A 22777-nucleotide genomic window follows, 5' to 3' on the forward strand; every position below is an offset into this window, starting at 1 on the left:
ACTGCTGTCCTCTCCGGGGAGGTCGAGACCATGTATTGGTTGTTCCTGTTGCTTGCGCTGGCTGCATTCGTGTTCGCCCTGTCCACGACGAACATGGCCCTGCTGGTGCTGTCGTTGGTGGCGGCGCTGGTGTTCATGCTGCTGTGGGTGAAGGGGCTGTACGCGGCCAAGTTCGACGGCGTGGTCAACGATGTCCCGCGGCCACTGCACGCGGCCGAACTGCAGGCGCTGCGCGAGCAGCTCCGTCCCGCGGCCACTGCCGACGCCGCGACCACAACGCCCCCTTTGCCGGCGCCGGCAGCGGCTCCCGCACCCCCGCAGCTGCAGGACCCCAACCACCCATGACCCAGCTCAGCGTCAACGTCAACAAGGTCGCCGTGCTGCGCAATTCGCGCGGCGGCAGCGATCCGGACGTCGTGCGTGCCGCGATGACCTGCCTGCGCGCCGGCGCGCACGGCATCACCGTGCATCCGCGCCCGGACCAGCGCCACATCCGCGCCGACGACGTCTACGCATTGTCCGAACTCACCCGCCAGCATGGCGTGGAGTTCAACATCGAAGGCAATCCGTTCGCGCCGCCGCGCGAGGGCTATCCCGGCCTGCTGCCGCTGTGCGAGCAGACCCGTCCGGCGCAGGTCACCCTGGTACCCGACGGCGACGGCCAGCTCACCTCCGACCACGGCTTCGATTTCAGCCGCGACAGCGAACGCCTGCGTCCGTTGATCGCCACGCTCAAGGGATATGGCTGCCGGGTCAGCCTGTTCGTCGATGCCGGCAATCCCGACCTTGCCCAGGCCGCAGCCTTGGGCGCTGATCGCATCGAGTTGTACACAGGCCCTTACGCCGAGGCCTTCGCCACCGGCCCGGTGGACCCGGCGTTGGCCCTGTTTGCCGATGCCGCACGCCGCGCGCAGGCCGCCGGGTTGGGCGTCAATGCCGGACATGACCTGTCGCAGGCAAACCTGTATCACTTCCTGACCCAGGTCCCCGACGTGCTGGAGGTCTCCATCGGTCATGCACTGATCGGCGAGGCCCTGTACGAAGGCATCGAAGCCACGGTGGCAGGCTACCTGACGATCATCGAGCGGGCAGGGGAACCAGCCGTCGACGCCTGATTCAGGTCGGAGGCGGGGTACCCGGCGATGGGCAACATGTGCATGCGGCATGAGCACATGATCATTCACATGGTTATCCACAGGCCGGGCGATGGCTTTCACAGACATCCACTGCCATCCCCTCAAGTGCGGGCCCTGCCCGCTTGATGCCGGAGCGGGGAAGGAACGCCGGGCCCCCCGCGAAGAGGACTTACAGGACACGCGGGCGCGCAGCAGGAAGCGGATGCTCTCCTGGGCCCCTGACGACGATGCCCTGTGGATGGATTCGCCGTATCGAAAAGGGCAGTTTCGGCGGCTATCTTTTCCTAAATTCTACCAATGGGCCGACAAATAGCCTGATTTTCTCGGGCGCCGCGTGCTTCCGGTCCGGACTTGTCCACAGCTGCAACGGCCCATGTACAGGCAACGAGCCTGATTCGGTCAGCGCCTGTGGATAAATCAGGTGTCGTCCGGGTCACGAAGCACACCGGAGGCCTGCGAAGCCGCTTATCCCCAGATTGCTGTGGATAAGCAGGCATCCCTCGTCGCTTGAACGCATTTTTATCCACAAACGGGAGCATCCGGGGCCATTCGGGGCATTGATGCGGCGCTGCTTTGCCATTCTCCTGTGAATAAACACCAGTTCGATGGCAACCGACAGCCCTATCGCTGGTCCGTTGTGGATATCCGGCGCCCGGTACGTTGAGAGGCATGACTTATCCACCGGTCCCCTGGACCTGCCACGCCGGGGGTGGGGCAGGCAGCCTGATTCCATCCGCGCCCCTGCTCGGGCATTCCTGATACGTCGGGTTTCAGGCGCAAAGATCGCTGAATATCGCTCAATTTCTGTAGATTCTCGGAAATCCGGCTGTTCTGGCAGTGATAGCGCTTCGCGGGGTATAGCAGGAGTTATCCACAGCCAGACCGATCATCCGCCCGGATCCGCCTTGGCAGAATGACGCCACTCGCTGGCGGTTGTGGATAAGCGCCATCCGGCATCCCGAAATGGATGCACCATGGTCTGTGGATAACCATGGAATCCGCGTTCACCAGGCTGGAGAATCGAGCCGCTCAGCGCAGGAGCTGTGGATAACAACGCCTCCTGATGGCCTGCAATCGCGCATCCGGACGATGCATCGGATTGGATGAGGCTGCAGTTTCATCCACAGCCTGCGCCGCATCTGTGGATATCCCAACAGGCATGCCATGTTTCTCCGATCGGTGGTGCCGAATCAGGCTCGGTGCCAGGCACTCTGCAGGGCAACCCCACGTGGAACCCAGCGATTCTCCGCACGCGTACCTAGCCCAGCGCATATTTATCCACAGCGGGAGGTTCGCAACGCAGGGCTTTCCGGCGCAACGCAATCTACCCCCGCCACGCGCTTCCACATCCAGATGCGCTACCGCGACCGCCTTCTGCTTCGTTTATCCACACGCCCGTCGCTCGATGCCACCCAGCGCCTGGCGCTCGTGTCCAACCGCTCCCTGCCGGTGCACAGCAGGGCAGGGCAGCGCGCCCCATCCCGTTTCCACCGCTGCGCACCATTACGATTCGCGAAGCAAAAAAAAAAACGCCCCCGTTTCCGGGGGCGTTTTCCAGTCGCGTCATGACTTGGTGTTGCAGTATTACTGCACGAAGCCAATCTTCTTCATCTGAGCATTCTTGGCCTGGGCAAGGATCTTGGCCATGACTTCATACTCCGAATCCGGGCTTGCTTCGATGCGAAGTTCCGGCTGGTTGGTCGGATCCTTCTGTACCTCTTCTTCCATCTTCTGCTGCAGGTCAGCCACGTTCACCGGACTGTTGTTCCAGAAAACCTGGTTGCTCGCATCCACGCGCAGATCGATCGGCGGCGGCGGCTCGCGCAGCTGCGGCGGCGGGTTGATGACCCGCTGCGGCAGATCCACGGCGATCGGGTACGTCATGATCGGCGCGGTCACGATGAAGATGATCAGCAGCACCAGCATCACGTCCACGAGGGGCGTGACGTTGATGTCGGCCATTGGGCCCTTGTTGTTGCCACTACTGAATGCCATCGCTTATTGCCCCTTTTCTTTGGTGGCAACGAAACCGACGTCCAGCATGCCCTGACCCTGCGCGATCTTGGTCACTTCGTTGATCACGCTCATCTTGGTGGTCTTGTCACCACGCAGATTCAGCGGCGGCTGCGGCGTCTGCTGCGCAGCGGTGGCGAAACGCGATTCCAGGGTCTCCTTCGAGACCGGCTCGTCGTTCCAGTAGAGCGAACCGTCTTCCTTGACGGCAACCGTGATCGGATTCGGACGCTTTTCAGCATCGTCCGGATTCTGGATCAGGTTGGCCTCGGGCAACTCCACCTTGACCTTGTGGGACATCAGGGGAGCCGTGATGATGAAGATGATCAGCAGCACCAGCATGACGTCCACCAGGGGCGTCACGTTGATGTCGGCCATCGGGCCGCTGCTGTTACCACTACTGAAAGCCATAACGGGCTCCGTCTATATCGTTGCGAGGACTGCTCGGCTTACTGGCTCAGCGAACGCGCGAGCCAGTGGCGAAGAAGTCGTGCAGATCGTGCGCGAAGGTATCGAACTTGCTGATGGTCGCGCTGTTGATCTTGCTGAAGAAGTTGAAGGCGAACACGGCCGGGATAGCCACGAACAGACCGATGGCGGTCATGATCAGCGCTTCACCCACCGGGCCGGCAACGGCGTCGATCGAGGCCGAACCGGTTGCACCGATCTTGATCAGCGCGCCGTAGATGCCCCACACGGTACCCAGCAGACCCACGAACGGAGCGGTTGCACCGACGGTGGCCAGCAGGATCATGCCGCCCTGCAGCTTGTTGGACTCGCGGGTCACGGCCTGACGCAGGGCGCGATCGACGAACTCCGAACGGCTCAGGGTCTCGGCGGCACCGGCCTGCTGGTGGTGGGCAGCAGCCTGGGCAGCGTCCAGGGCGATCTTCGAGAACGGCTCGGAAGCCGGCTGCTCTTCCATGGCGCGGATGGCGTCCTGGGCGTTCGGGGCATCCCAGAACAGGCTCGGAACGCGGCCAGCGGCCGACTTCAGGCGGGCAGTACGGAAGATGTTGATGACAGTCCAGTACCAGGACATGGCCGACATCGCCACCAGGGTGATCAGCACGACCCAGGAGACGGCGAAGTCACCCGGCTTGGAGGTCATTTCGTGGATCAGGTGCTCGAAGCCCATCTGCGAGAGGGCGTTGTTTGCGTTGCCCCCGGCAGCAGCGGCGATGAAAATTTCCTGCAGCATGACGCTTACCTTTGTTGTGTGTGGTGTTAAAGGGTGTAGCTAAAGTTGAACCGTTCCAGCAGCGGCCAGTCCTGGCCGCCACACGGATCAGCTCAGCGCAAAGTTGACCGGGACGCGGACGCGACCAGCCGCCTTCTGTCCACCGCTTGAGGCGGGGTTGAACTTCCACTTGCGCGCCGCTTCCATGGCAGCACGGTCGAGGTCACGGTTGCGGCTGGACTTCTCGACGGCGACATTGGTGACGTTGCCGTTGGCATCGACATCAATGATCAGGATGACCTCGCCCTGGATACCGGCGCGGAAAGCGGCCGGCGGGTAACGCGGCGGGTTCATGTTCTTGGACGAGATGTCCACGCTGGCCTGGATGTCGACCGGCGGGGCGGGCGGAGCCGGCGGGGCCGGCGGCGTCACCACGTCATTCGGGCGCGGTTCCGGCACGTCGATCACCGGGGCTTCCGGCGGCGGCGGCAGCGGCGAGGGCTTCGGCGGCGCCAGGTTCTTGACCGGCGGCGGCGGGATGTCCTGCGGCGGCGGCGGCGGCGGCGGTGGCGGCGGCGGCGGCGGGGCGTCGACCAGCGTCACCATGACGTTGCGTTCCTTCTCCGCAGCGGCCTTCGGGGCCACGGCCGGGATCAGAAGCATCATCAGGGCTGCCAAGTGCAGTGCGATTACAAAGGCGATGCCAGCGATACGGGGCCAGCTCAGACCCTTATCCTTATCGCTGTCGTCGTACCTGTGGTGGAAGACCAATTGTTCCGTCATGCGCCAAGAGCTCTGTAGTGAGGCGGGGCAAGCATTACTGTCGCCCCTGAGATTCAGCGGTGCATGACACCGCAGGAACCTCCAAGCTTATACCAATCCTGACCAGCTGCGCATCTCAAAAACAGCTGTTCAGGCGTTATTCCTGCTTACTTCAGGTTGATGATTTTGTCGGCATCAGCCGGGTTTTTGACACCCTTGGCCTTTGCGTCCCGGGCAGCCTGCTTTGCTTCCGGGATACGGCCTTCCGAATGCAAAACCTTTGCCAGGTTCAGGTACGTCTCACCATCCTTGGACAGCGGAGCGGCCTTCTGCCAGGCCTCGATCGCCTGGGGGATCTGCTCGCTGTAGTAGTACGACTGCGCCAGGGCCAGGTAAACCTGGTAATCCGGCTTGAGGATGCCCTTCTCCAGGCCCTCGTTGATCACCGCAATGACGTCCCGTTCCTTGTTCTCGGTGTTTGCGTAGATCGAGTACAACTGCTTGTACTCGCGCTCTTCGGTGAGCTGTCCGGACGCACGCAGCTTGTCCATCACTGCGGCGGCCTTGTCCATCTGGTCGGCCTGCATGTACATGCTGGCCAGGTTGAGCTGGGCCTTCTTGTCCGAGGGGTTGCGGCTGGCCAGCGCCTCGGCTTCCTTGACCGCTTCACCGGTCTGGCCGGCTTCGGCGTAGGACGCCATCAGCAGCTGGTTCCAGTTGTCCTTCGGCTCGGGCGAGGCGGCAATGGCGGCGCGCAGCACCGGGATGGCCTCGGCGTACTTTTCGGTCTGGTACAGGGCCTGGCCCTTGATGATCAGCTCTTCGGGCTTGTTGGACTTGGACTCGGCGAAGTACTTGTCCAGGTTGGCCAGGCCTTCGGCGTACTGCTCGTCCTGGATCTGCAGCTGGGCCAGCATCAGCAGTGCCTGGTAGTGGCCGTTGTTGTCCAGCTGGTTCAGGGTGAGCGCCTGCTGCAGGTACTGCTTGGCGCCGGCGTTGTCGTCCAGGTTGTAGGCGGCCTGCGAGGCCAGCTGGTTGGCCACGGCCTTGTCGTAGTCGTTGGCAGCCTCGGCGGCGATGATTTCATCGGCCAGCGCACGGGTCTGCTCGAACTCGCTCTTGTTGTAGGCCTCGAACAGCTTCTGCAGCTTGCCGCTCATCTTCGAGGAAGCCTTGCCGTTGGGCTCCTGGCGGGTCGCTTCCGGGAACAGCACTTCAGCCTTGGCGCTACCACGGCCACCGCGACGCTCGTTGCGATCGGACGAACGCGACTGTGCAACGGCATCAGCCACCACAACACCACCGAGCGCGGTCGCGATAAGGACGGAAAGCACGGCTTGTTTATGGCTGCGGAAGATCATGGTTCACCTCGATGGGACCGCTTGGGAGCGGAGTTCGGACTATTCGGAAAGAAACCGAGCACGCAAACGTAGCAGAAATTATTTGACGGAGAAATCACTTCCGTTGGTGTACTGCAGCAATGTCCCGGGTCATCCGCACCGCGGGATCCGTCCGGCCTGGCGGGCCTGCTGGAAAACAGGCATCAGCGCCGGCGCATCGCGCTGCAGTTCACGGATGCGGTTGGCCGGGGCCGGGTGGGTGGAAAGCCATTGCGGGGAGCGGTTTCCGCTGGCCGCCATCATGTTCTGCCACAGGTTCACCGCCTGCGAGGGGTCGAACCCGGCCTGGGCCATCAGCCGCTGGCCAACCACGTCGGCCTCGCTTTCCTGGGTGCGCGAGCCGGGCAGCAGGAACATGGTCTGCGCCCCCATGCCACCGAGCTGGCTGACCGTGCTGGCCGCGCTTTCACCGTAGGCGGCGCCGGCCAGCACGCTGGCCACCTGCAAGAGCCCGGAGGCGCCCATCTGCTTGGTGATGCGTTCTTCGTGGTGGCGCGAAATGACGTGGCCGATCTCATGGCCGATGACGGCCGCCAGCTGGTCCTGATTGCGGGCCACGCTGAAGATGCCGGTGTTCACGCCGACCTTGCCGCCAGGCAGGGCGAAGGCATTGGGTTCCTTGTCGACGAACACCGCCGTCTCCCAACGTACGCCATGGTACTGGGAGGGCAACTGGGCGACGAGCGCGTTGACCACGCATTGCACGTAACCGTTCTGCCGGGCGTCGCGGTTGACGGTTTCCTTGGCCTTGGTTTCGGCGAAGGCCTGCGCGCCCAGCTGGTCCAGCTGTTGCTGGGAAACGCCACCGACGACCTGGCGACGCCCGGTCGGCGACGTGGTGGTCGCGCAGGCGCCGAGCAGCAGGATGGCAGTGATGGCGAAAGCAGCGGCTTTCATGATGGATCCCCCACATTCATGGCTGCAGTGTGCGAGCGTCCTGCTTAATTTTTCGTCAACCGCGCGTTCGGCTTACTGCGCGCCGAACCAGACCAGCGCGCCGAGCGCGATGGCGTTGTTGATCGCATGCGCGGCGATGGCCGCCCACAGCGTCCCGGTCTTGCGGTACAGCCAGGCAAAGGCGATGCCCATGCCCCCGTAGATCAACCACAACAGCAGCATCTCCGGCAGCCCGTTGGGGCTGGTGCCGGGCACCTCGTGCACCAGCGCGAAAGCCGCGCCGCTCAACAGCATGCCCAGCCATGGTCGGCCGGCGGCCCACAGGCGGCCGAACAGGACGCGCCGGAACAGCAATTCCTCATAGGCCGGGGCCAGGAACACGGCGAAGACCACCAGCAGCAGGGGATAGTTGGCCAGTGCCTGTTCCATCAGCGGCAGGTTGGTCGGGGCCGGCTCGATGCCGAACTGCTTGCCGATCCAGCTGATCAGGCTGCTGCCAATGAACACGCAGGCCGCTACCAGCAGCGTCCAGCCCCAGGTCGTGCCGCGGCGGGCATTCCGGTGCGATTGCGCGCGCTCGGCCGGCGTGGCGCGACGACGCCAGAAGTACAGCACCAGTGCCGCGCCGCCAGTGGATATCAGGGCGATCAGGATCTGCGCCAGCGCGCCCGGGTCACCCAGCAGGCCCGACAGTTCTTTGCCGGCCGGCATGCCATTGCCGTTCTTAGCGGCCTCCATGCCCACCATGACGCCACGCCACAGGCCCCAGGCCAGGCCACACACCAGGCTCAGGCACAGCAGGAAGCCGGCGGCGAGCAACAGGTCCGCGATGAAGCCGATGACCGGCGATTCCTTGCGTGCCATGGGCGGGGAGAGCGGGGGAGGGACGGACATCGCGGGCCTTTGCAGAGCAGGCGGTGGGCAGAAGACGGGCGCCATAAATACCTGGCGCCCGGGTCTTGCGGCTGGATCTATCAGATATCCAGGTTCATGACCTTCAACGCGTTGTCCTCGATGAAGTCGCGGCGCGGTTCAACCACGTCGCCCATCAGGGTGCTGAAGATCTGGTCCGCTTCCACCGCATCCTCGATGCGTACCTGCAGCAGGCGGCGGGTATCCGGGTTCACGGTGGTGTCCCACAGCTGTTCCGGGTTCATTTCACCCAGGCCCTTGAAGCGCTGGATCTGGCGGCCCTTCTTGGCCTCTTCCATCAACCAGGCCTGCGCCTGCGCGAAACCGGTCACCTCGGTGCTCTTGTTGCCACGGCTGATGGTCGCGCCCTCGCGGATCAGGCCATGCAGCAGCTGCGACGCCTGGTGCAGCGGACGCAGCTCGCCGGACTCGAACGCGGACAACGGCAACACCTGGATGTGCTCCTCGCCCATGTGGCGACGGGTCACCAGCACGGCCGCCGGCCGCTGCTCGTTCGGTTCCTGCAGGGTCAGGGTGAAACGCGGCGTGCCCAGGCTGCCCTGGTTGAGATGCTTGGCCAGCGCATCCAGGCCTTCGCCCTCACCGGCGCTGCGCAGGTGCTGCAGGTCCATCGGGGTGAAATCGACCAGCGCCTCGAGCAGACCGCGGTCATAGCGGTGCGCGTTGCGCTCGATCGCATCCTGCGCGCCGGCGTAGACCATCAGCAGCTTTTCCAGCGCCACGCCCTCGATCGGCGGCTCGCCGGTGGCCGGTACCAGGGCGGCGTTTTCCACCGCGCTGTTGGCCAGATAGGCATCCAGCGCCGGGTCATCCTTGAGGTACAGCTCGGTCTTGCCCTGCTTGATCTTGTACAGCGGCGGCAGGCCGATGTAGACGTAGCCGCGCTCGATCAGCTCCGGCATCTGCCGGTAGAAGAACGTCAGCAGCAGGGTGCGGATGTGGGCGCCGTCGACGTCGGCGTCGGTCATGATGATGATCTTGTGGTAGCGCAGCTTGTCCGGGTTGTACTCGTCGCGGCCGATGCCGGTACCCAGCGCGGTGATCAGCGTACCGACCTGGTCCGAGGCCAGCATGCGGTCGAAGCGTGCGCGTTCCACGTTGAGGATCTTGCCGCGCAGTGGCAGCACCGCCTGGTTCTTGCGGTTGCGGCCCTGCTTGGCCGAGCCGCCTGCCGAGTCACCCTCGACGATGAACAGTTCCGACAGCGCCGGGTCCTTTTCCTGGCAGTCGGCCAGCTTGCCCGGCAGGCCGGCGATGTCCAACGCGCCCTTGCGGCGGGTCAGGTCACGCGCCTTGCGGGCGGCCTCGCGGGCACGCGCGGCATCGACGATCTTGCCGGCGATGACCTTGGCTTCGTTCGGGTTTTCCTGCAGGAACTCTTCGAGCTTGGCGCCGAAGGTGCTTTCCACCGCCGGCTTGACGTCGGAGCTGACCAGCTTTTCCTTGGTCTGGCTGGAGAAGCTCGGGTCCGGCACCTTGACCGACAGCACCGCGATCATGCCTTCGCGCATGTCATCGCCGGTGAAGCTGATCTTGGCCTGCTTGGCGATGCCGTTCTGCTCGATGTAGTTGTTGAGCGTACGGGTCAGCGCGGCACGGAAACCGGCCAGGTGGGTGCCGCCGTCCTTCTGCGGGATGTTGTTGGTGAAGCAGTACATCGTTTCCTGGTAGGAATCGGTCCACTGCAGCGCCACTTCCACCACGATGCCGTTGGACTCGCCGGTCACCGCGATCACGTTCGGGTGCAGCGGGGTCTTCACCTGGGCCAGGTGTTCCACGAAACTCTTGATGCCGCCTTCGTAATGGAAGTCATCCCGACGGCCTTCGCCGCGTTCGTCGACCAGGGCGATCTTGACGCCGGAGTTGAGGAACGAGAGTTCGCGCAGGCGGCGCGCCAGGATCTCGTAGTGGAACTCGACGTTGTTGTTGAACGCGACCACCGATGGCCAGAAGCGCACGGTGGTGCCGCGCTTGTCGCTGGTTTCCAGCTTTTCCAGCGGACGCACCGCCGCGCCGTGGCTGAACTCCTGCTGGTAATGGAAGCCGCCCTGGAAGATATCCAGCATCAGCTTCTCCGACAGCGCATTGACCACGCTGACGCCGACGCCGTGCAGGCCGCCGGAAACCTTGTAGCTGTTGTCGTCGAACTTGCCGCCGGCGTGCAGGACGGTCATCACCACTTCGGCCGCGGACACTTCGCGGTCGAGCTTCTTGCTCATCTGCTCGTGCTTGCCGACCGGGATGCCGCGGCCGTTGTCCGACACCGACACCGAACCGTCGGCGTGGATGGTGACGGTGACGTTGTCGGCGTGACCTGCCAGCGCTTCGTCGATCGAGTTGTCGACGACCTCGAACACCATGTGATGCAGACCGGTGCCGTCATGGACGTCGCCGATGTACATGCCGGGGCGCTTGCGGACCGCTTCCAGGCCTTCCAGGGCGGTAATGCTGTTGGCGTCGTAATTGCCGTTCGTGGCCGGGGTGTTCTGTTCTTCGCTCATTGCGCTTGCCGTAGGCTCCGCAGGTCATGCACTACCGGTACGGCAGGGGCATGAGGGGTAGGGGTGACGTTCCGATTATACCTACCGGGCAGATTTCCGCCCTGAAGGCTCAAACCACGGCCTGGAGCGTGCCGTGTTCCACGTGGAACATTGCCGCCGGGCGCAGCTCTTCCTCCAGGGCTGCCGGTACTTCGGTGGCGGTGATGAACACCTGGGCCGGCACCTGCGCCAGGCGGTGCAGCACCCGCCGCTGATGATTGCGGTCCAGTTCCGAGCCCAGGTCATCCAGCGCAATGACCGGCCATTCACCGCGCAGGGCAGCGTAGTCCTCGGCCTGGGCCAACAGGCAGGCCAGTGCGGTCAGCTTTGCCTGCCCGCGGGACAGCGCGTCGCGGCCAGGGATCTGCGCAAAGCCCACATCCCAGTCCGCGCGATGTGGTCCCACCGACGTGAAGCCGGCATTGCGGTCACGTTCGCGGGCCAGCAGCAGGGCATCCCCCAGCGATACCTCGTGGCGGCGCCACCCAGGCAGCAGTTCCAGGGTCTGCAACTGCAAGGTCGGGGCCAGATCGGCGGCAATGGCAATGGCCCGCTCCTGCAGACGTTCCACGTAGTGCTGGCGGCGCGAAGTCAGCGGCACGCCCGCTTCAACCAATTCCCTGTCCCAGGCATCAAGCTGATAGCCCGGGGCCCCGGCCTTGAGCAGCGCGTTGCGTTGCTTCAACGCCCGTGTGTAACGCCGCCACAGGGGGAGAAAGTCCGGTTCCACGTGGAACAATCCCCAATCGATGAAGCGACGACGGGGCTCGCTCCCCCCGCTGACCAGGGCATGGCTACCCGGTTCGAAGGTCACCACCGCCAACGCGGCGCACAATGTGCCCAGTTGCGCGACATCCTCGCCATCCAGACGGCCCTTCCAGCTCTGGCCACCATGACGCAGCCCGGCTCGGCGTGGAACTACGGTCTCACCGCCGGCTCCGCGCTCTTCCCATTCCACAAAGACGTCCAGGCTGTCCGCACCTTTCTGGACCAGGCCATCGCGTACGCGTCCGCGGAAACTGCGGCCGTAGGCCATCAGATGCAGCGCTTCCAGCAGGCTGGTCTTGCCAGCGCCATTGGCGCCGGTAATCAGGTTGATGCCAGGGCGGGGCGCCAATTCCACCGAATCGAACCGACGGACGCGGTTCAGGGCAACACGGACGATATGCATTGACGCTCAAGTACCCAACCACCGCGCCATCCGCGGCGGACAAGGGCGCAGCTTAAAGCATCTGCCAACGGGGTGCGGGCAATACGCTCGCCCAGGCGCTCCACGTGGAACACCTGCAATTTCGCGAATTCTGCAGCATCCAACCCTTCACGCCGTTTCAGATTTCACGAAATCAGGCCCAGCTCCCAGTGGGCCGTTCTTGGGGACTTTTTCTTCGCGGGACAGCTCTGGGGGAAAGGTCTGTGTATAACTTTGGCAATCTGTGGATAAATTTGGCACTTTTCCACAGAGATCACCTTATGCACAGATATCCACAGGCTTGACGGCCACTTTTCAAGGGGGTTTCGAAGCTAATATATTTAGCTAAAACAGTCACTTAGCATAGTTTTACATGAAATCCAGCTCTACCATCACCACCAAGCTTTAGATTTATTCTCAGATTTAAAGCATAGAGCTGCGAAAAAAGCGTCACCGCAACAGGGCCGGGACAAAGCGGCTCAAATGGCGAAATCCGGGAGTCCTGCACGCCACCTGACTTTCAGATTTGAAGAAATCCCCGGGCGCTGAGCTGAGTTCGAAGGCGCCACGTGGAACCTGCCGGCCTTCTCGCCCCACGCTGGTACTCCGAAACCGTGGATATCGCTGTTTCTGGACTCGTCATGCGGCCCGATACCGGCAGAAGTCAACGAAACCAGGGGCAAACGGTGGACGCTGGGCGAAGCGGCATCGGGGATCTGCTGCCTGCGCGCTTCGCTTTTCGGCCGAACGGCTGCGGAACTGGCGAAATCTACGATCCCATGGCCGGCCAAGCTCAACGGAACAACCCGCTTGCAGAGCTTCTGCGGGGAAATGGCGTTCTCGATACCCATCAGCCGGGCAACCAGAACCGCAGCATCTCCCGTTGCTCCGAAGATGGCCTCCAAGCCGGGGCCATCTGCGCCCGGAATCGGATCACAGTGGGAAGAACCCGGCGCTTGGGGCAGGTCCCGTCGCCGGAAATCGAGATCCAGGAAGGGGAAAAAGCAGGCGGGGCGACGGCAGATGCGAAGTGCCCTGGGCCTTTGAGAGGAAATTGTGCGAGACCGGCTGCAATGGCGGTCCTTTGCCACCACCGCGAACGGCTTCCGAAACGTCCGCTCCGGAATCAGGTTCCACGTGGAACCTTGCAAGAAAAAAGCCCGGCATTCGCCGGGCTTCTTCATGTTCCACGTGGAACGCCGGTCAGAGACGAAGCGGCATCACGACGTGGCGCGACTTCTCGCTGCTGGCTTCGCGCACCAGCGCCGAGGAGTTCGAGTCGCGCAGCTGGATGACCACATGCTCGTCGCGCAGTGCCGACAGGGCGTCGAGCAGGTAGTTCACGTTGAAGCCAATGGCCAGATCATTGACCTGGGTATCGGCCTCGACTTCTTCCTGCGCTTCTTCCTGTTCCGGGTTATGCGCGCTGATCTTCAGCTGCCCCGGGGTCACCTCGACGCGAACGCCGCGGTACTTTTCGTTCGACAGGATGGCGGCGCGCTGCAGCGAAGCACGCAGGCTTTCGCGCTCGATCTTCACTTCGCGGTCGGCACCGATCGGGATCACCGCTTCGTAATCCGGGAAGCGGCCGTCGATCAGCTTCGAAGTGAAGGTCACATCGTCGCGCTTGACCCGGACATGGCTGCGGCCGACTTCCAGTTCCACCTCACGATCGCCGCCTTCCAGCAGACGCTGCAGCTCGGTCACGCCCTTGCGCGGCACGATGATCTGGCGCTTGCCGGTGCTGCTTTCCAGCTCGGTTTCGCACAGCGCCAGGCGATGACCGTCGGTGGCCACGCAACGCAGGGTCTTGTCGCGCAGGTCGAACAGCAGGCCGTTGAGGTAGTAACGCACGTCCTGCTGGGCCATTGCGAACGCGGTGCGTTCGATCAGTTCCTTCAACGCCGCTTCCGGCACGGCAACGCGCTCGGTGGCTTCGACTTCGTCAACCGACGGGAAGTCGTTGGCCGGCAGGGTCGCCAGGGTGAAGCGACTGCGGCCTGCCTGCACCGTGATCTTTTCGCCGGTCTGCGAAACGGTGATGCGGCTGCCATCGGGCAGGGCGCGGATGATCTCGAACAGCTTGCGCGCCGGAATGGTGGTTTCACCATCCTGGGCGTCTTCGACCGCGATGCGGGAGACCATCTCCACTTCCAGGTCGGTACCGGTCAATGAAAGCTGACCACCCTGCACCTGGACCAGGAAATTGGCCAGAACCGGCAGAGTCTGGCGGCGTTCAACCACGTTGACGACCTGGGCCAACGGCTTGAGAAAGGCTTCGCGCTGCAGTGTGAAACGCATGTGGTTTCGTGCCCCTATGCTTTTAAAAGATGTGGGTTAAATCAAAAGCTTGGTGGTGCTGGTAGAGCCAGATTTGGTTTAAAACACACCCAAGTATTTGTTTTCAAAAGGTTTCTATGCACTGAAACCCTCTGTACTACTGGCCCGGAACGGGTGGGGAATGTTGTGGATAACTTTTCGCGTTTTTGGAGACGCGTTTTTATCCACAACTTCCCCAACGTCTGCCCCCGAATCATGCACCGTTTTGTGCGATGACGCCTCTGCGGCGTCGGTGCATGATTCGTCCGGCTTCTTCCCTACGACCTATCCGGTGCCCCGAATGGCTTACTCACTCAACTTGCGGATGAGCTTGTCCCAGTCCTCGCGGAGCTTGCCGTCGGTTTCCATCAGCGTCTTGATCTGGCGGCAGGCGTGAAGCACGGTGGTGTGGTCACGGCCGGCGAAGGCATCGCCGATTTCCGGCAGGCTGTGCTCGGTCAGCTCCTTGGTCAGCGCCATGGCGACCTGGCGCGGACGGGCCAGCGAACGGGTGCGGCGCTTGGACAACAGGTCCTTGATCTGCAGGCCGTAGTAGTCAGCGACGGTCTTCTGGATGTTGGGAATGCTGATCGCCTGCTGCTGGGCACGCAGCAGGTCGCGCAGGGTTTCCTGGGCGAACTCGGTGGTGATCGCGCGGCCGGTGAAATTGGCGCGGGCGGTCAGGGTGTTGAGTGCCCCCTCCAGGTCGCGCACGTTCGAGCGCATCTTCTTGGCGATCAGGAACGCCACGTCATCCGGGATCTCGGCACCGCGTTCGCGTGCCTTGGCCAGCACGATGGCCGCACGGGTCTCGAAATCCGGCGGCTCGATCGCCACCGACAGGCCCCAGGCCAAGCGTGATTTCAGGCGCGCTTCCAGGCCTTCGACCTCCCGCGGGTAACGGTCGCAGGTCAGGATGATCTGTTGCTTGCCGTCGAACAGCGCGTTGAAGGTGTGGAAGAACTCTTCCTGGGTGCGGTCCTTGCCGGCGAAGAACTGGATGTCATCGATCAGCAGCGCGTCCACCTGCTGGAACTGGCGCTTGAACTGGTCCATGGTCTTTTCCTGCAGCGCCCGGATCATCGCGCTGAAGAACTGTTCCGAACGCAGGTACAACACCTTGGCACCCGGGTTGGCCTGGCGCATGGCATTGCCGGCGGCCAGCATCAGGTGGGTCTTGCCCAGGCCGGTGCCACCGTACAGCAGCAGCGGGTTGTGGGCGCGGTCGCCGGGCTTCTGTGCCGCCTGGAACGCGGCGGCCAGGCCCAGCTGGTTGCTGCGGCCTTCGACGAAGTTGGTGAAGGTGTAGTGCGCATCCAGGTTGCCGTTGAACGGCACCACCGGTGCCGATACCGGCGCCTGGACGCCGCTGCTCACAGGCAGCGGGGCCGGCTCGGCCACGCGGGGGCGCGAGCCGATCTCCAGGATGACCTCGGAAAAACCGGCGAAATGGGCGAGCAGCTCGGAGATGCGCGACAGGTACCGCTCGCGCACCTGCTCGACGATGAAGGCATTGGGCGCGTACAGCACCAGGCTGTCAGCGCGCTGGTCGGCCTGCAAGGGCTTCAACCAGGTGTGGACATCTTCCGGCGGGAATTCCGCTTCAAGACGTTCAAGACAAAGAGACCAGGCATCCATCAGCAATAATCATCAAAGGCCTTGTCGGCAAGGCGCAGGAAGCCGCCGGGCCACAGGCCGGAACAGGGAAAAGTGGATGGCCCAGACTACCACCGCAGACCGGATGCGGGAATGCTTGTCCCGGATTTATTCACAGGCTCATCCACAAGCTGTGCACCGGCCTGTGAATATCCGTCGTTTCGTAAGCTTGACGGGGTGGGGGGCGCTTCTATAGAATTTCCGGTTCTTTCCGTCCCATTCATACAGGTGCCCCCATGGCCACCAAGCGCACGTTCCAACCCAGCAACCTCAAGCGCAAGCGCGATCACGGCTTCCGTGCCCGCATGAAGACCGCTGACGGCCGCAAGGTCCTGTCGCGTCGCCGCGCCAAGGGCCGCAAAGTCCTCAGCGCTTGATTGCGTTGCCGCTCTCCGCGGCACATGCAACTTCAATCGTGAGCAGTGCCTTCCCGCGCAAGCGATTCCCTCGCTCTGCGCGGGTTCGTACGCGCGCTGAATACTCTACGGTCTTCAACGGCGCCCGCCGTGTGTCCGACCCGCTGATGACACTCCACTGGCTGAAAGGGGATGCCCCCGCTCGGTTGGGCATGGCCGTGTCACGGAAGGTGGATACGCGTGCGGTCGGCCGTAACCGTATCAAGCGTGTGTTGCGCGATGCAACACGCCATCTTTTGCCGTGCCTGGCCGGTGGCGATTTCGTCGTCGTTGCCCGCTCGGCGGCCAAGACGGCCAGCAATCAACAGATCCGCGAGGCGTTCGAACGCCTGCTGCGCCGTGCCGGCGCATTGCCCGCTGCGGGCGCGGACGGCACAATGCCGCCGCGCAAGGGCGCTGAACCCACTCCTTTGAACGCGCCGGATGCTTCTTCCGGCCGAGCCGAGCCAGCCTGCTGATGAACCAGACCCGTGTATTCCTGATTTTCGCCTGGCTGATGGTGGCCGTGCTGCTGTGGATGGAATGGGGTCGCGAGAAGAACGCGCCGGATCCGGCCACCGTGGCCGCGACCCAGCCGGCCGTGCCGGTGTCCAACGATGCCGACCTCGCCGTGCCCGGCACCGGTACTGTGCCGCAGGCCACCGTCCCCGGCCATGAGGCTCCGGCCGCCCCGGCGGTTGCCGGCGTCGAAGCGGCCAGTGCCGCACCGCGCGTGACCGTCACCACCGACGTCCTCAAGCTGGTGCTGGATGGCCGCAGCGTGCTCGACGCCGACCTGCTGCAGTTCCCGCAGACCAAGGCCGCCGGCAGCCCGCCGGTGCAGTTGCTGACCGAGGACAAGGCGCACCCGTATACCGCCACCGCCGGTTGGGCCAGCCAGTCCGGTTCGCCGGTACCTGGCGCCGCCGGTTTCCAGCCGGCCGGCAACGCCACCGAGGTGGTGCTGGCCGACGGCCAGAACCAGGTGCAGGTGCCGTTCGTGTGGAATGGCCCCAACGGCGTGAGCATCCACCGCACCTATACCTTCACCCGTGGCGAGTACGCCGTTTCGGTGAAGGATGAAGTGAGTAACGCCGGCAGCGCGCCGTGGCAGGGCTACGTGTTCCGCAAGCTGGATCGCGTGCCGTCCATCGTCACCCGCGGCATGACCAACCCGGACTCCTTCAGCTTCAATGGCGCCACCTGGTTCAGCCCGGAAGATGGCTACCAGCGCCGTGCGTTCAAGGACTACATGGATGACGGCAACCTCAACCAGACCATCACCGGTGGCTGGGCGGCGATGCTGCAGCACCACTTCTTCACCGCGTGGATCCCGCAGGCCGACCAGGCCGCGCTGTACCGCCTGTCGCAGAACGGCCCGCGCAACGTGATCGAAGCCAGCGGCCCGGGCTTCACCGTGGCACCGGGGCAGAAGGTCAGCACCGAGGCGCGCCTGTGGGTGGGCCCGAAGCTGGTCAACCAGATCGCCAAGGAAGATGTGAAGGGCCTGGACCGCGTGGTCGACTACAGCCGCTTCTCGATCATGGCGATCATCGGCCAGGGCCTGTTCTGGGTGATGAACCAGGTGCACAAGCTGGTCGGCAACTGGGGCTGGTCGATCATCGGCCTGGTGATTCTGCTCAAGCTGGCGCTGTTCCCGTTGGCTAATGCGCAGTTCAAGTCGCAGGCCAAGATGCGCAAGTTCCAGCCGCGCATCGCGCAGTTGAAGGAACGCTATGGCGATGACCGCCAGAAGTTCCAGACCGCGATGATGGAGCTGTACAAGAAGGAAAAGATCAACCCGATGGGCGGCTGCCTGCCGCTGCTGATCCAGATGCCGATCTTCTTCGCCCTGTACTGGGTGCTGGTGGAGTCGGTGGAACTGCGCCAGGCCCCGTGGTTTGCCTGGATCCAGGACCTGACCGCGCGTGACCCGTACTTCATCCTGCCGGTCATCAACATGGCGGTGATGTGGTTCACCCAGAAGCTGACGCCGGCCGTGGGCATGGACCCGATGCAGCAGAAGATGATGCAGTTCATGCCGCTGGTGTTCGGCGTGATGATGGCCTTCATGCCGTCCGGCCTGGTGCTGTACTGGGTGGTCAACGGTGGCCTGAGCCTGCTGCAGCAGTGGTACATGATCAAGAAGCACGGCGAGGACACGCTGCCGGCCAAGGTCGAAGCCAAGTAAGTCGAGGAGCCCGCCGCAAGGCGGGCTTTTCGCATGTGGCGTTAGAATCGCCCCGCGTTCGCGCCCCTTCCACTGTTTCCCGTCGTCGAGCCCGCCATGCCCCGTTCGTTGCCTTCGTACCGCGCGCTGTTGTCGCCCCTGTTGCTGGCCTGCGTGCTGGCCTCCGGTTGTGGCAGGCAGCAGGAACCGGCCGGCAAGGCGCCCGTCACCCAACCCAGCGCCGCCGCGGCGGCGGCGACGGACCCGGCAGCGGCACCGCTGCTGGGCGCGTTGCAGAAGCAGTTGGATGGCCATCGCCGCATCGTCGTGCTGCTGGCCGATGAGGCACAGCAGACGCCGGCCGACCGCACCACCTCCAGCCGCATTGGCCAACAGTTGTTCCATGACGGGCTGGAGCAGCGCGAGGCCATCGCCGCGCAGTTCGATGCGTTGCTGCGCCAGAGCAGCCCACAACGCTTCGCCACGCTGGGCACGGTGCTGGACTACATCGAATCGGCACCGGAGCTGTACGACGCCGACCGCCTGGCGTTCCGCGAAGTGCTGCGTGACCTGCATGAGCGGGTCGGCAAGGACTCCTCGTTGCCGGCGGTGAAGCTGCACCAGCGCATCGGCGAGGACCTGGAGGCGCTGGACGAGATCGAGCGCAACTACAACCAGGAGATCACCCGGATCTTCAGCCGTTTCGATCGCACCCGTGCCATCACGCTCAAGCGCGAGAAGTGGGACGACTACATCGCCCACCTGCATACCCAATACAGCCGCGAGGCGATCCTGCGCGACTACGGGGTGATCGAGCCCTACCCGATGTCGATGAAGGACAGCGAGCGCGAGATCTTCGGCCGCGACCTGCCGGCCAAGACCGTGGTGCTGACCTTCGATGATGGCCCGCACAAGGCCTATACCGATGAAGTGGTGGCCATTCTCAAGCGCTACGACGTGCCGGGCGTGTTCTTCGAGGTGGGCCGCAACCTGGGCGCGATCCAGCCCGATGGCAAGGTCAAGCTCGGGCCGATGGCCGGCATCAGCCGCAACCTGATGGAGCAGGGCTACGCGGTGGGCAACCACAGCCTGACCCATGCACAGCTCTCGCGGACCAGCGGCGACGCGCTGCGCGAGCAGGTGCTGGGCACCGACATCCTGCTCAAGGACGTGGACAGCCGCCGCGCGCCGTTGTTCCGCTTCCCGTATGGCGCGCGCAACGCCGAAGGCCTGCAGCTGCTCGGCGAGGCCGGCCTGAAGTCGATCATGTGGAACATCGATTCGATGGACTGGGCCGACCCGGTGCCCGAGTCGATCGTGCAGCGCGTGGTCGAGCAGGTGCAGAAGGAACAGAAGGGCATCATCCTGTTCCATGACATCCACGACCGCGCGGTGAAGGCGTTGCCGCAGATCCTGGACCGGCTGATCGCCGACGGCTACCAGTTCGCAGGCTGGAACGGCCGTGACTTCAGCGTCAGCCGCCCGCGCAAGGGCGCCACCAGTGACGCCACCGTGACCACCGGCTACGAGAAGTCGTGGGCCATCGTGATCGGCATCGACGACTACGCCAAGTGGCCCAAGCTCGAGTACGCCAGCCATGACGCGCAGGCCATCGCCGATACCCTGACCGGGCAGTTCGGCTTCCCGTCCTCGCAGGTGATCGTGCTGAAGAACGAACAGGCCACGCGCAACAACATCCTGGCCGCCTTCCACGACCGCCTGGCCGATGACCGCACCGGCCGGAACGATCGCGTGTTCGTGTTCTTCGCCGGCCATGGTGCCACCCGCCAGCTCGCCTCCGGGCGCGACCTGGGCTACATCATTCCGGTGGATTCGGACCCCAACGAGTTCGCCACCGACGCGATCGCGATGACCGACATCCAGAACATCGCCGAGAGCATGCGCGCCAAGCACGTCATGTTCGTCATGGATGCCTGCTACAGCGGCCTGGGCCTGACCCGCGGCGGGCCGTCCTCGTCGGCGTTCCTGCGCGAGAACGCGCGCCGCAGCGCCCGCCAGATGCTGACCGCCGGTGGCGCCGACCAGCAGGTGGCCGACAGCGGCCCGAACGGGCATTCGGTGTTCACCTGGGTGCTGCTGCAGGCGCTGGCCGGCAAGGGCGACCTCAATGGCGATGGCCTGATCACCGGCACCGAGCTGGCCGCGTACGTGGCGCCGGCGGTGTCGGCGGTGTCGCAGCAGACCCCGGCATTCGGCAGCCTGCCCGGATCGCAGGGCGGCGAGTTCGTGTTCCAGGTACCGGACAGCCAGGAATACCTGACCGCCGACACCCGCCAGCTCTCGGCCGATGCCATCGCGCTCAACAACCGGGTCGACGCCGCCCAGGATGCCAAGGGCGAAGCCGAGAAGCCGGTGACGGTGGCCGACCTGCAGGGCGGCAAGAGCACGCTGGTGGTGCCGGCGGCGGTGCCGACCTCCGACCGCCAACGTGCCCAGCAGGCCAATGACCGCGGCCTGCAGTTGTACCGCGAGAAGCGCTACGACGAGGCCGTGGCGCAATTCACCGAAGCGCTGAAACTGCGTCCGGACTTCGCCCTGGCGGCCAACAACCTGGGCTTCGTCTACTACCGCCAGCAGCGCTATGCCGAGGCTGCGCGCTGGCTGGAGAACACCGTGAAGATCGATCCCTCGCGTGCGGTGGCCTACCTCAACCTCGGCGACGCGTATTTCAACGCAGGCGACAAGGCCAAGGCCAAGCAGGCTTACGCCACCTACCTGGAGTTGCAGCCGCAAGGCAGCGGCGCGGCCCAGGCGCGTGCGCAACTGCAGAAGCTGTAACCGATGAGCGCGTTGTCCACCGGCCAGACCATCGTTGCCATTGCCAGCGGCGCCGCTGCCGGCGGCGTCGGCATGCTGCGCGTCTCCGGGCCGCGGTCATTGCAGATCGCCTTGGACCTGGGTTGCCCGATGCTGCAGCCGCGGCACGCGCACTACGCCAGGTTCCGCGATGCAGGCGGCGAGGTGATCGACGACGGCATCGCGTTGTACTTCCCCGGCCCGCGCAGCTTCACCGGCGAGGACGTGGTGGAACTGCAGGGCCACGGCAGTCCGGTCGTATTGCGACAACTGCTCGCGCGCTGCATCGAACTGGGCGCGCGTCAGGCGCGTGCCGGTGAGTTCAGCGAGCGGGCCTTCCTCAACGGCAAGCTCGACCTGGCCCAGGCCGAGGCCATCGCCGACCTGATCGCCGCCGGTGACGTACGCGCGGCCCGCGCGGCGCGGCGTTCGCTCGATGGCGTGTTCTCGCGGCGCGTGGAAGAGGTGGGGGAACAGCTGGTGCGCCTGCGCATCCATGTCGAAGCGGCCATCGACTTTGCCGATGAGCCACTGGATACGCTGGGCGGCGCACAGGTGCGCGCCGGCATCGAACAGGCGCGCGCGCTGCTGGAGCAACTGCGCGTTGATGCCGAGCGTGGCCGCAAGCTGCGTGATGGCCTGCACGCGGTGCTGATCGGCCCGCCCAATGCGGGCAAGAGTTCGCTGCTCAATGCATTGGCCGGCAGCGAGCGCGCCATCGTCACCGACATCGCCGGCACCACCCGCGACACGCTGCGCGAAACCATTCGCATCGATGGCCTGGAGCTGGAACTGGTGGACACGGCCGGCCTGCGCGAAGGCGGTGATGCCATCGAGCGCGAAGGCATGCGCCGCGCCCGCGCCGAAATGCAGCGCGCCGACCTGGCCATCGTGGTGCTGGATGCGCGTGATCCGGACGCGGGCAAGCAGGCCATTGGCGATGCCGCCGCCCAGGCCGCGCGGCAGCTGTGGATATTCAACAAATGCGACCTGCTGCCACAGTGGCCGCAGGACCTGGGGGCCGACAGCATCGCGTTGTCGGCGGCCAACGGGGCAGGGCTGGAGCAGCTGCACGCGCGCCTGCGCGCCATCGCCAGCGACGGTGCCGGGGAAGGCATGCAGGGCGAGTTCTCCGCGCGCCTGCGCCATGTCGAGGCCATCGCCAGTGCCGCCGGGCACCTGGAAATCGCCGACGCGCAGCTGCACCACGACCAGCTCGAACTGGCTGCCGAGGAGCTGCGGCTGGCCCACGATGCACTGGGCGAGATCACCGGGCGGATGACGGCCGACGATCTGTTGGGGCGGATTTTCTCGAGTTTCTGCATCGGTAAGTGATGCCCCGCGTGAGGTGACACATTCAGCCTGCGCGC

19 protein-coding genes are annotated in these 22777 nt (G+C 64.4%); 7 read left to right on the forward strand and 12 right to left on the reverse strand.

The window, feature by feature from the left end; genetic code table 11:
• Positions 1–30: 30 nt before the first annotated feature.
• Positions 31–345 carry a hypothetical protein gene (locus tag IB227_RS09830; protein ID WP_225591643.1) on the forward strand — a complete coding sequence of 105 codons (315 nt, stop codon included), beginning with the start codon at positions 31–33 and terminating at the stop codon, positions 343–345.
• Positions 342–1115, forward strand: coding sequence for a pyridoxine 5'-phosphate synthase (locus tag IB227_RS09835; protein ID WP_192287187.1), 774 nt, complete (start codon positions 342–344; stop codon positions 1113–1115). Before IB227_RS09830 ends, IB227_RS09835 begins: the two co-directional genes overlap by 4 nt.
• 1605 nt (positions 1116–2720) lie before the next feature.
• Here IB227_RS09835 and IB227_RS09840 read toward each other — a convergent pair.
• The 12 genes from IB227_RS09840 to dnaA form a co-directional block, all read right to left on the reverse strand.
• Positions 2721–3131 (reverse strand): biopolymer transporter ExbD, encoded by a 411-nt coding sequence (locus IB227_RS09840; protein WP_132864051.1) that lies wholly within the window; start codon positions 3129–3131, stop codon positions 2721–2723.
• Between the two features lie 3 nt (positions 3132–3134).
• Positions 3135–3560, reverse strand: a complete 426-nt coding sequence (locus IB227_RS09845; protein WP_132864052.1) for a biopolymer transporter ExbD — start codon at positions 3558–3560, stop codon at positions 3135–3137.
• A 46-nt stretch (positions 3561–3606) separates the two neighbouring features.
• A complete protein-coding gene (gene exbB, locus IB227_RS09850; RefSeq protein WP_132864053.1) occupies positions 3607–4350 on the reverse strand; it encodes a TonB-system energizer ExbB in 744 nt (247 codons plus the stop codon).
• 87 nt (positions 4351–4437) lie between these two features.
• Complete coding sequence (locus tag IB227_RS09855) at positions 4438–4995, reverse strand: energy transducer TonB (RefSeq protein WP_225591644.1); 558 nt, start codon at positions 4993–4995, stop codon at positions 4438–4440.
• Between the two features lie 263 nt (positions 4996–5258).
• Entirely contained in the window at positions 5259–6452 is a 1194-nt protein-coding gene (locus tag IB227_RS09860; protein ID WP_132864055.1) for a DUF4032 domain-containing protein, read from the reverse strand.
• Positions 6453–6581: 129 nt separating this feature from the next.
• The gene (locus IB227_RS09865; RefSeq protein WP_192287188.1) at positions 6582–7388 is read right to left on the reverse strand and encodes a M48 family metallopeptidase; all 807 of its coding nucleotides are present in this window, start codon (positions 7386–7388) and stop codon (positions 6582–6584) included.
• Positions 7389–7460: 72 nt separating this feature from the next.
• Positions 7461–8282: a type II CAAX endopeptidase family protein gene (locus tag IB227_RS09870; protein WP_225591645.1), complete on the reverse strand. Its 822-nt coding sequence runs from the start codon at positions 8280–8282 to the stop codon at positions 7461–7463.
• A gap of 80 nt (positions 8283–8362) precedes the next feature.
• The gene (gyrB, locus tag IB227_RS09875; RefSeq protein WP_192287190.1) at positions 8363–10822 is read right to left on the reverse strand and encodes a DNA topoisomerase (ATP-hydrolyzing) subunit B; all 2460 of its coding nucleotides are present in this window, start codon (positions 10820–10822) and stop codon (positions 8363–8365) included.
• A 109-nt stretch (positions 10823–10931) separates the two neighbouring features.
• On the reverse strand, positions 10932–12032 hold the full coding sequence (gene recF, locus IB227_RS09880; protein WP_132864059.1) for a DNA replication/repair protein RecF: 1101 nt from the start codon (positions 12030–12032) through the stop codon (positions 10932–10934).
• Between the two features lie 497 nt (positions 12033–12529).
• A complete protein-coding gene (locus IB227_RS09885; RefSeq protein WP_192287191.1) occupies positions 12530–13234 on the reverse strand; it encodes a hypothetical protein in 705 nt (234 codons plus the stop codon).
• A gap of 19 nt (positions 13235–13253) precedes the next feature.
• Complete coding sequence (gene dnaN, locus IB227_RS09890; protein WP_132864061.1) at positions 13254–14351, reverse strand: DNA polymerase III subunit beta; 1098 nt, start codon at positions 14349–14351, stop codon at positions 13254–13256.
• A 324-nt stretch (positions 14352–14675) separates the two neighbouring features.
• Positions 14676–16007: a chromosomal replication initiator protein DnaA gene (gene dnaA, locus IB227_RS09895; protein WP_132864062.1), complete on the reverse strand. Its 1332-nt coding sequence runs from the start codon at positions 16005–16007 to the stop codon at positions 14676–14678.
• 254 nt (positions 16008–16261) lie between these two features.
• On the opposite strand from dnaA, the gene rpmH reads away from it, so the two are divergent.
• The 5 genes from rpmH (at position 16262) to mnmE (ending at position 22742) form a co-directional block, all read left to right on the forward strand.
• Positions 16262–16402, forward strand: coding sequence for a 50S ribosomal protein L34 (gene rpmH, locus IB227_RS09900; protein ID WP_132864063.1), 141 nt, complete (start codon positions 16262–16264; stop codon positions 16400–16402).
• Between the two features lie 38 nt (positions 16403–16440).
• Complete coding sequence (rnpA, locus tag IB227_RS09905; RefSeq protein WP_192287192.1) at positions 16441–16899, forward strand: ribonuclease P protein component; 459 nt, start codon at positions 16441–16443, stop codon at positions 16897–16899.
• The gene (gene yidC / locus IB227_RS09910; RefSeq protein WP_192287193.1) at positions 16899–18611 is read left to right on the forward strand and encodes a membrane protein insertase YidC; all 1713 of its coding nucleotides are present in this window, start codon (positions 16899–16901) and stop codon (positions 18609–18611) included. The genes rnpA and yidC overlap by 1 nt, the downstream gene beginning before the upstream one ends.
• A gap of 96 nt (positions 18612–18707) precedes the next feature.
• Positions 18708–21389: a polysaccharide deacetylase family protein gene (locus tag IB227_RS09915; RefSeq protein ID WP_192287194.1), complete on the forward strand. Its 2682-nt coding sequence runs from the start codon at positions 18708–18710 to the stop codon at positions 21387–21389.
• 3 nt (positions 21390–21392) lie between these two features.
• Positions 21393–22742 (forward strand): tRNA uridine-5-carboxymethylaminomethyl(34) synthesis GTPase MnmE, encoded by a 1350-nt coding sequence (mnmE, locus tag IB227_RS09920; RefSeq protein WP_192287195.1) that lies wholly within the window; start codon positions 21393–21395, stop codon positions 22740–22742.
• Positions 22743–22777 lie beyond the last annotated feature (35 nt).

It is taken from the genome of Stenotrophomonas sp. STM01 (assembly GCF_014852135.1).
In the GTDB taxonomy this organism is placed as follows: domain Bacteria; phylum Pseudomonadota; class Gammaproteobacteria; order Xanthomonadales; family Xanthomonadaceae; genus Stenotrophomonas; species Stenotrophomonas capsici.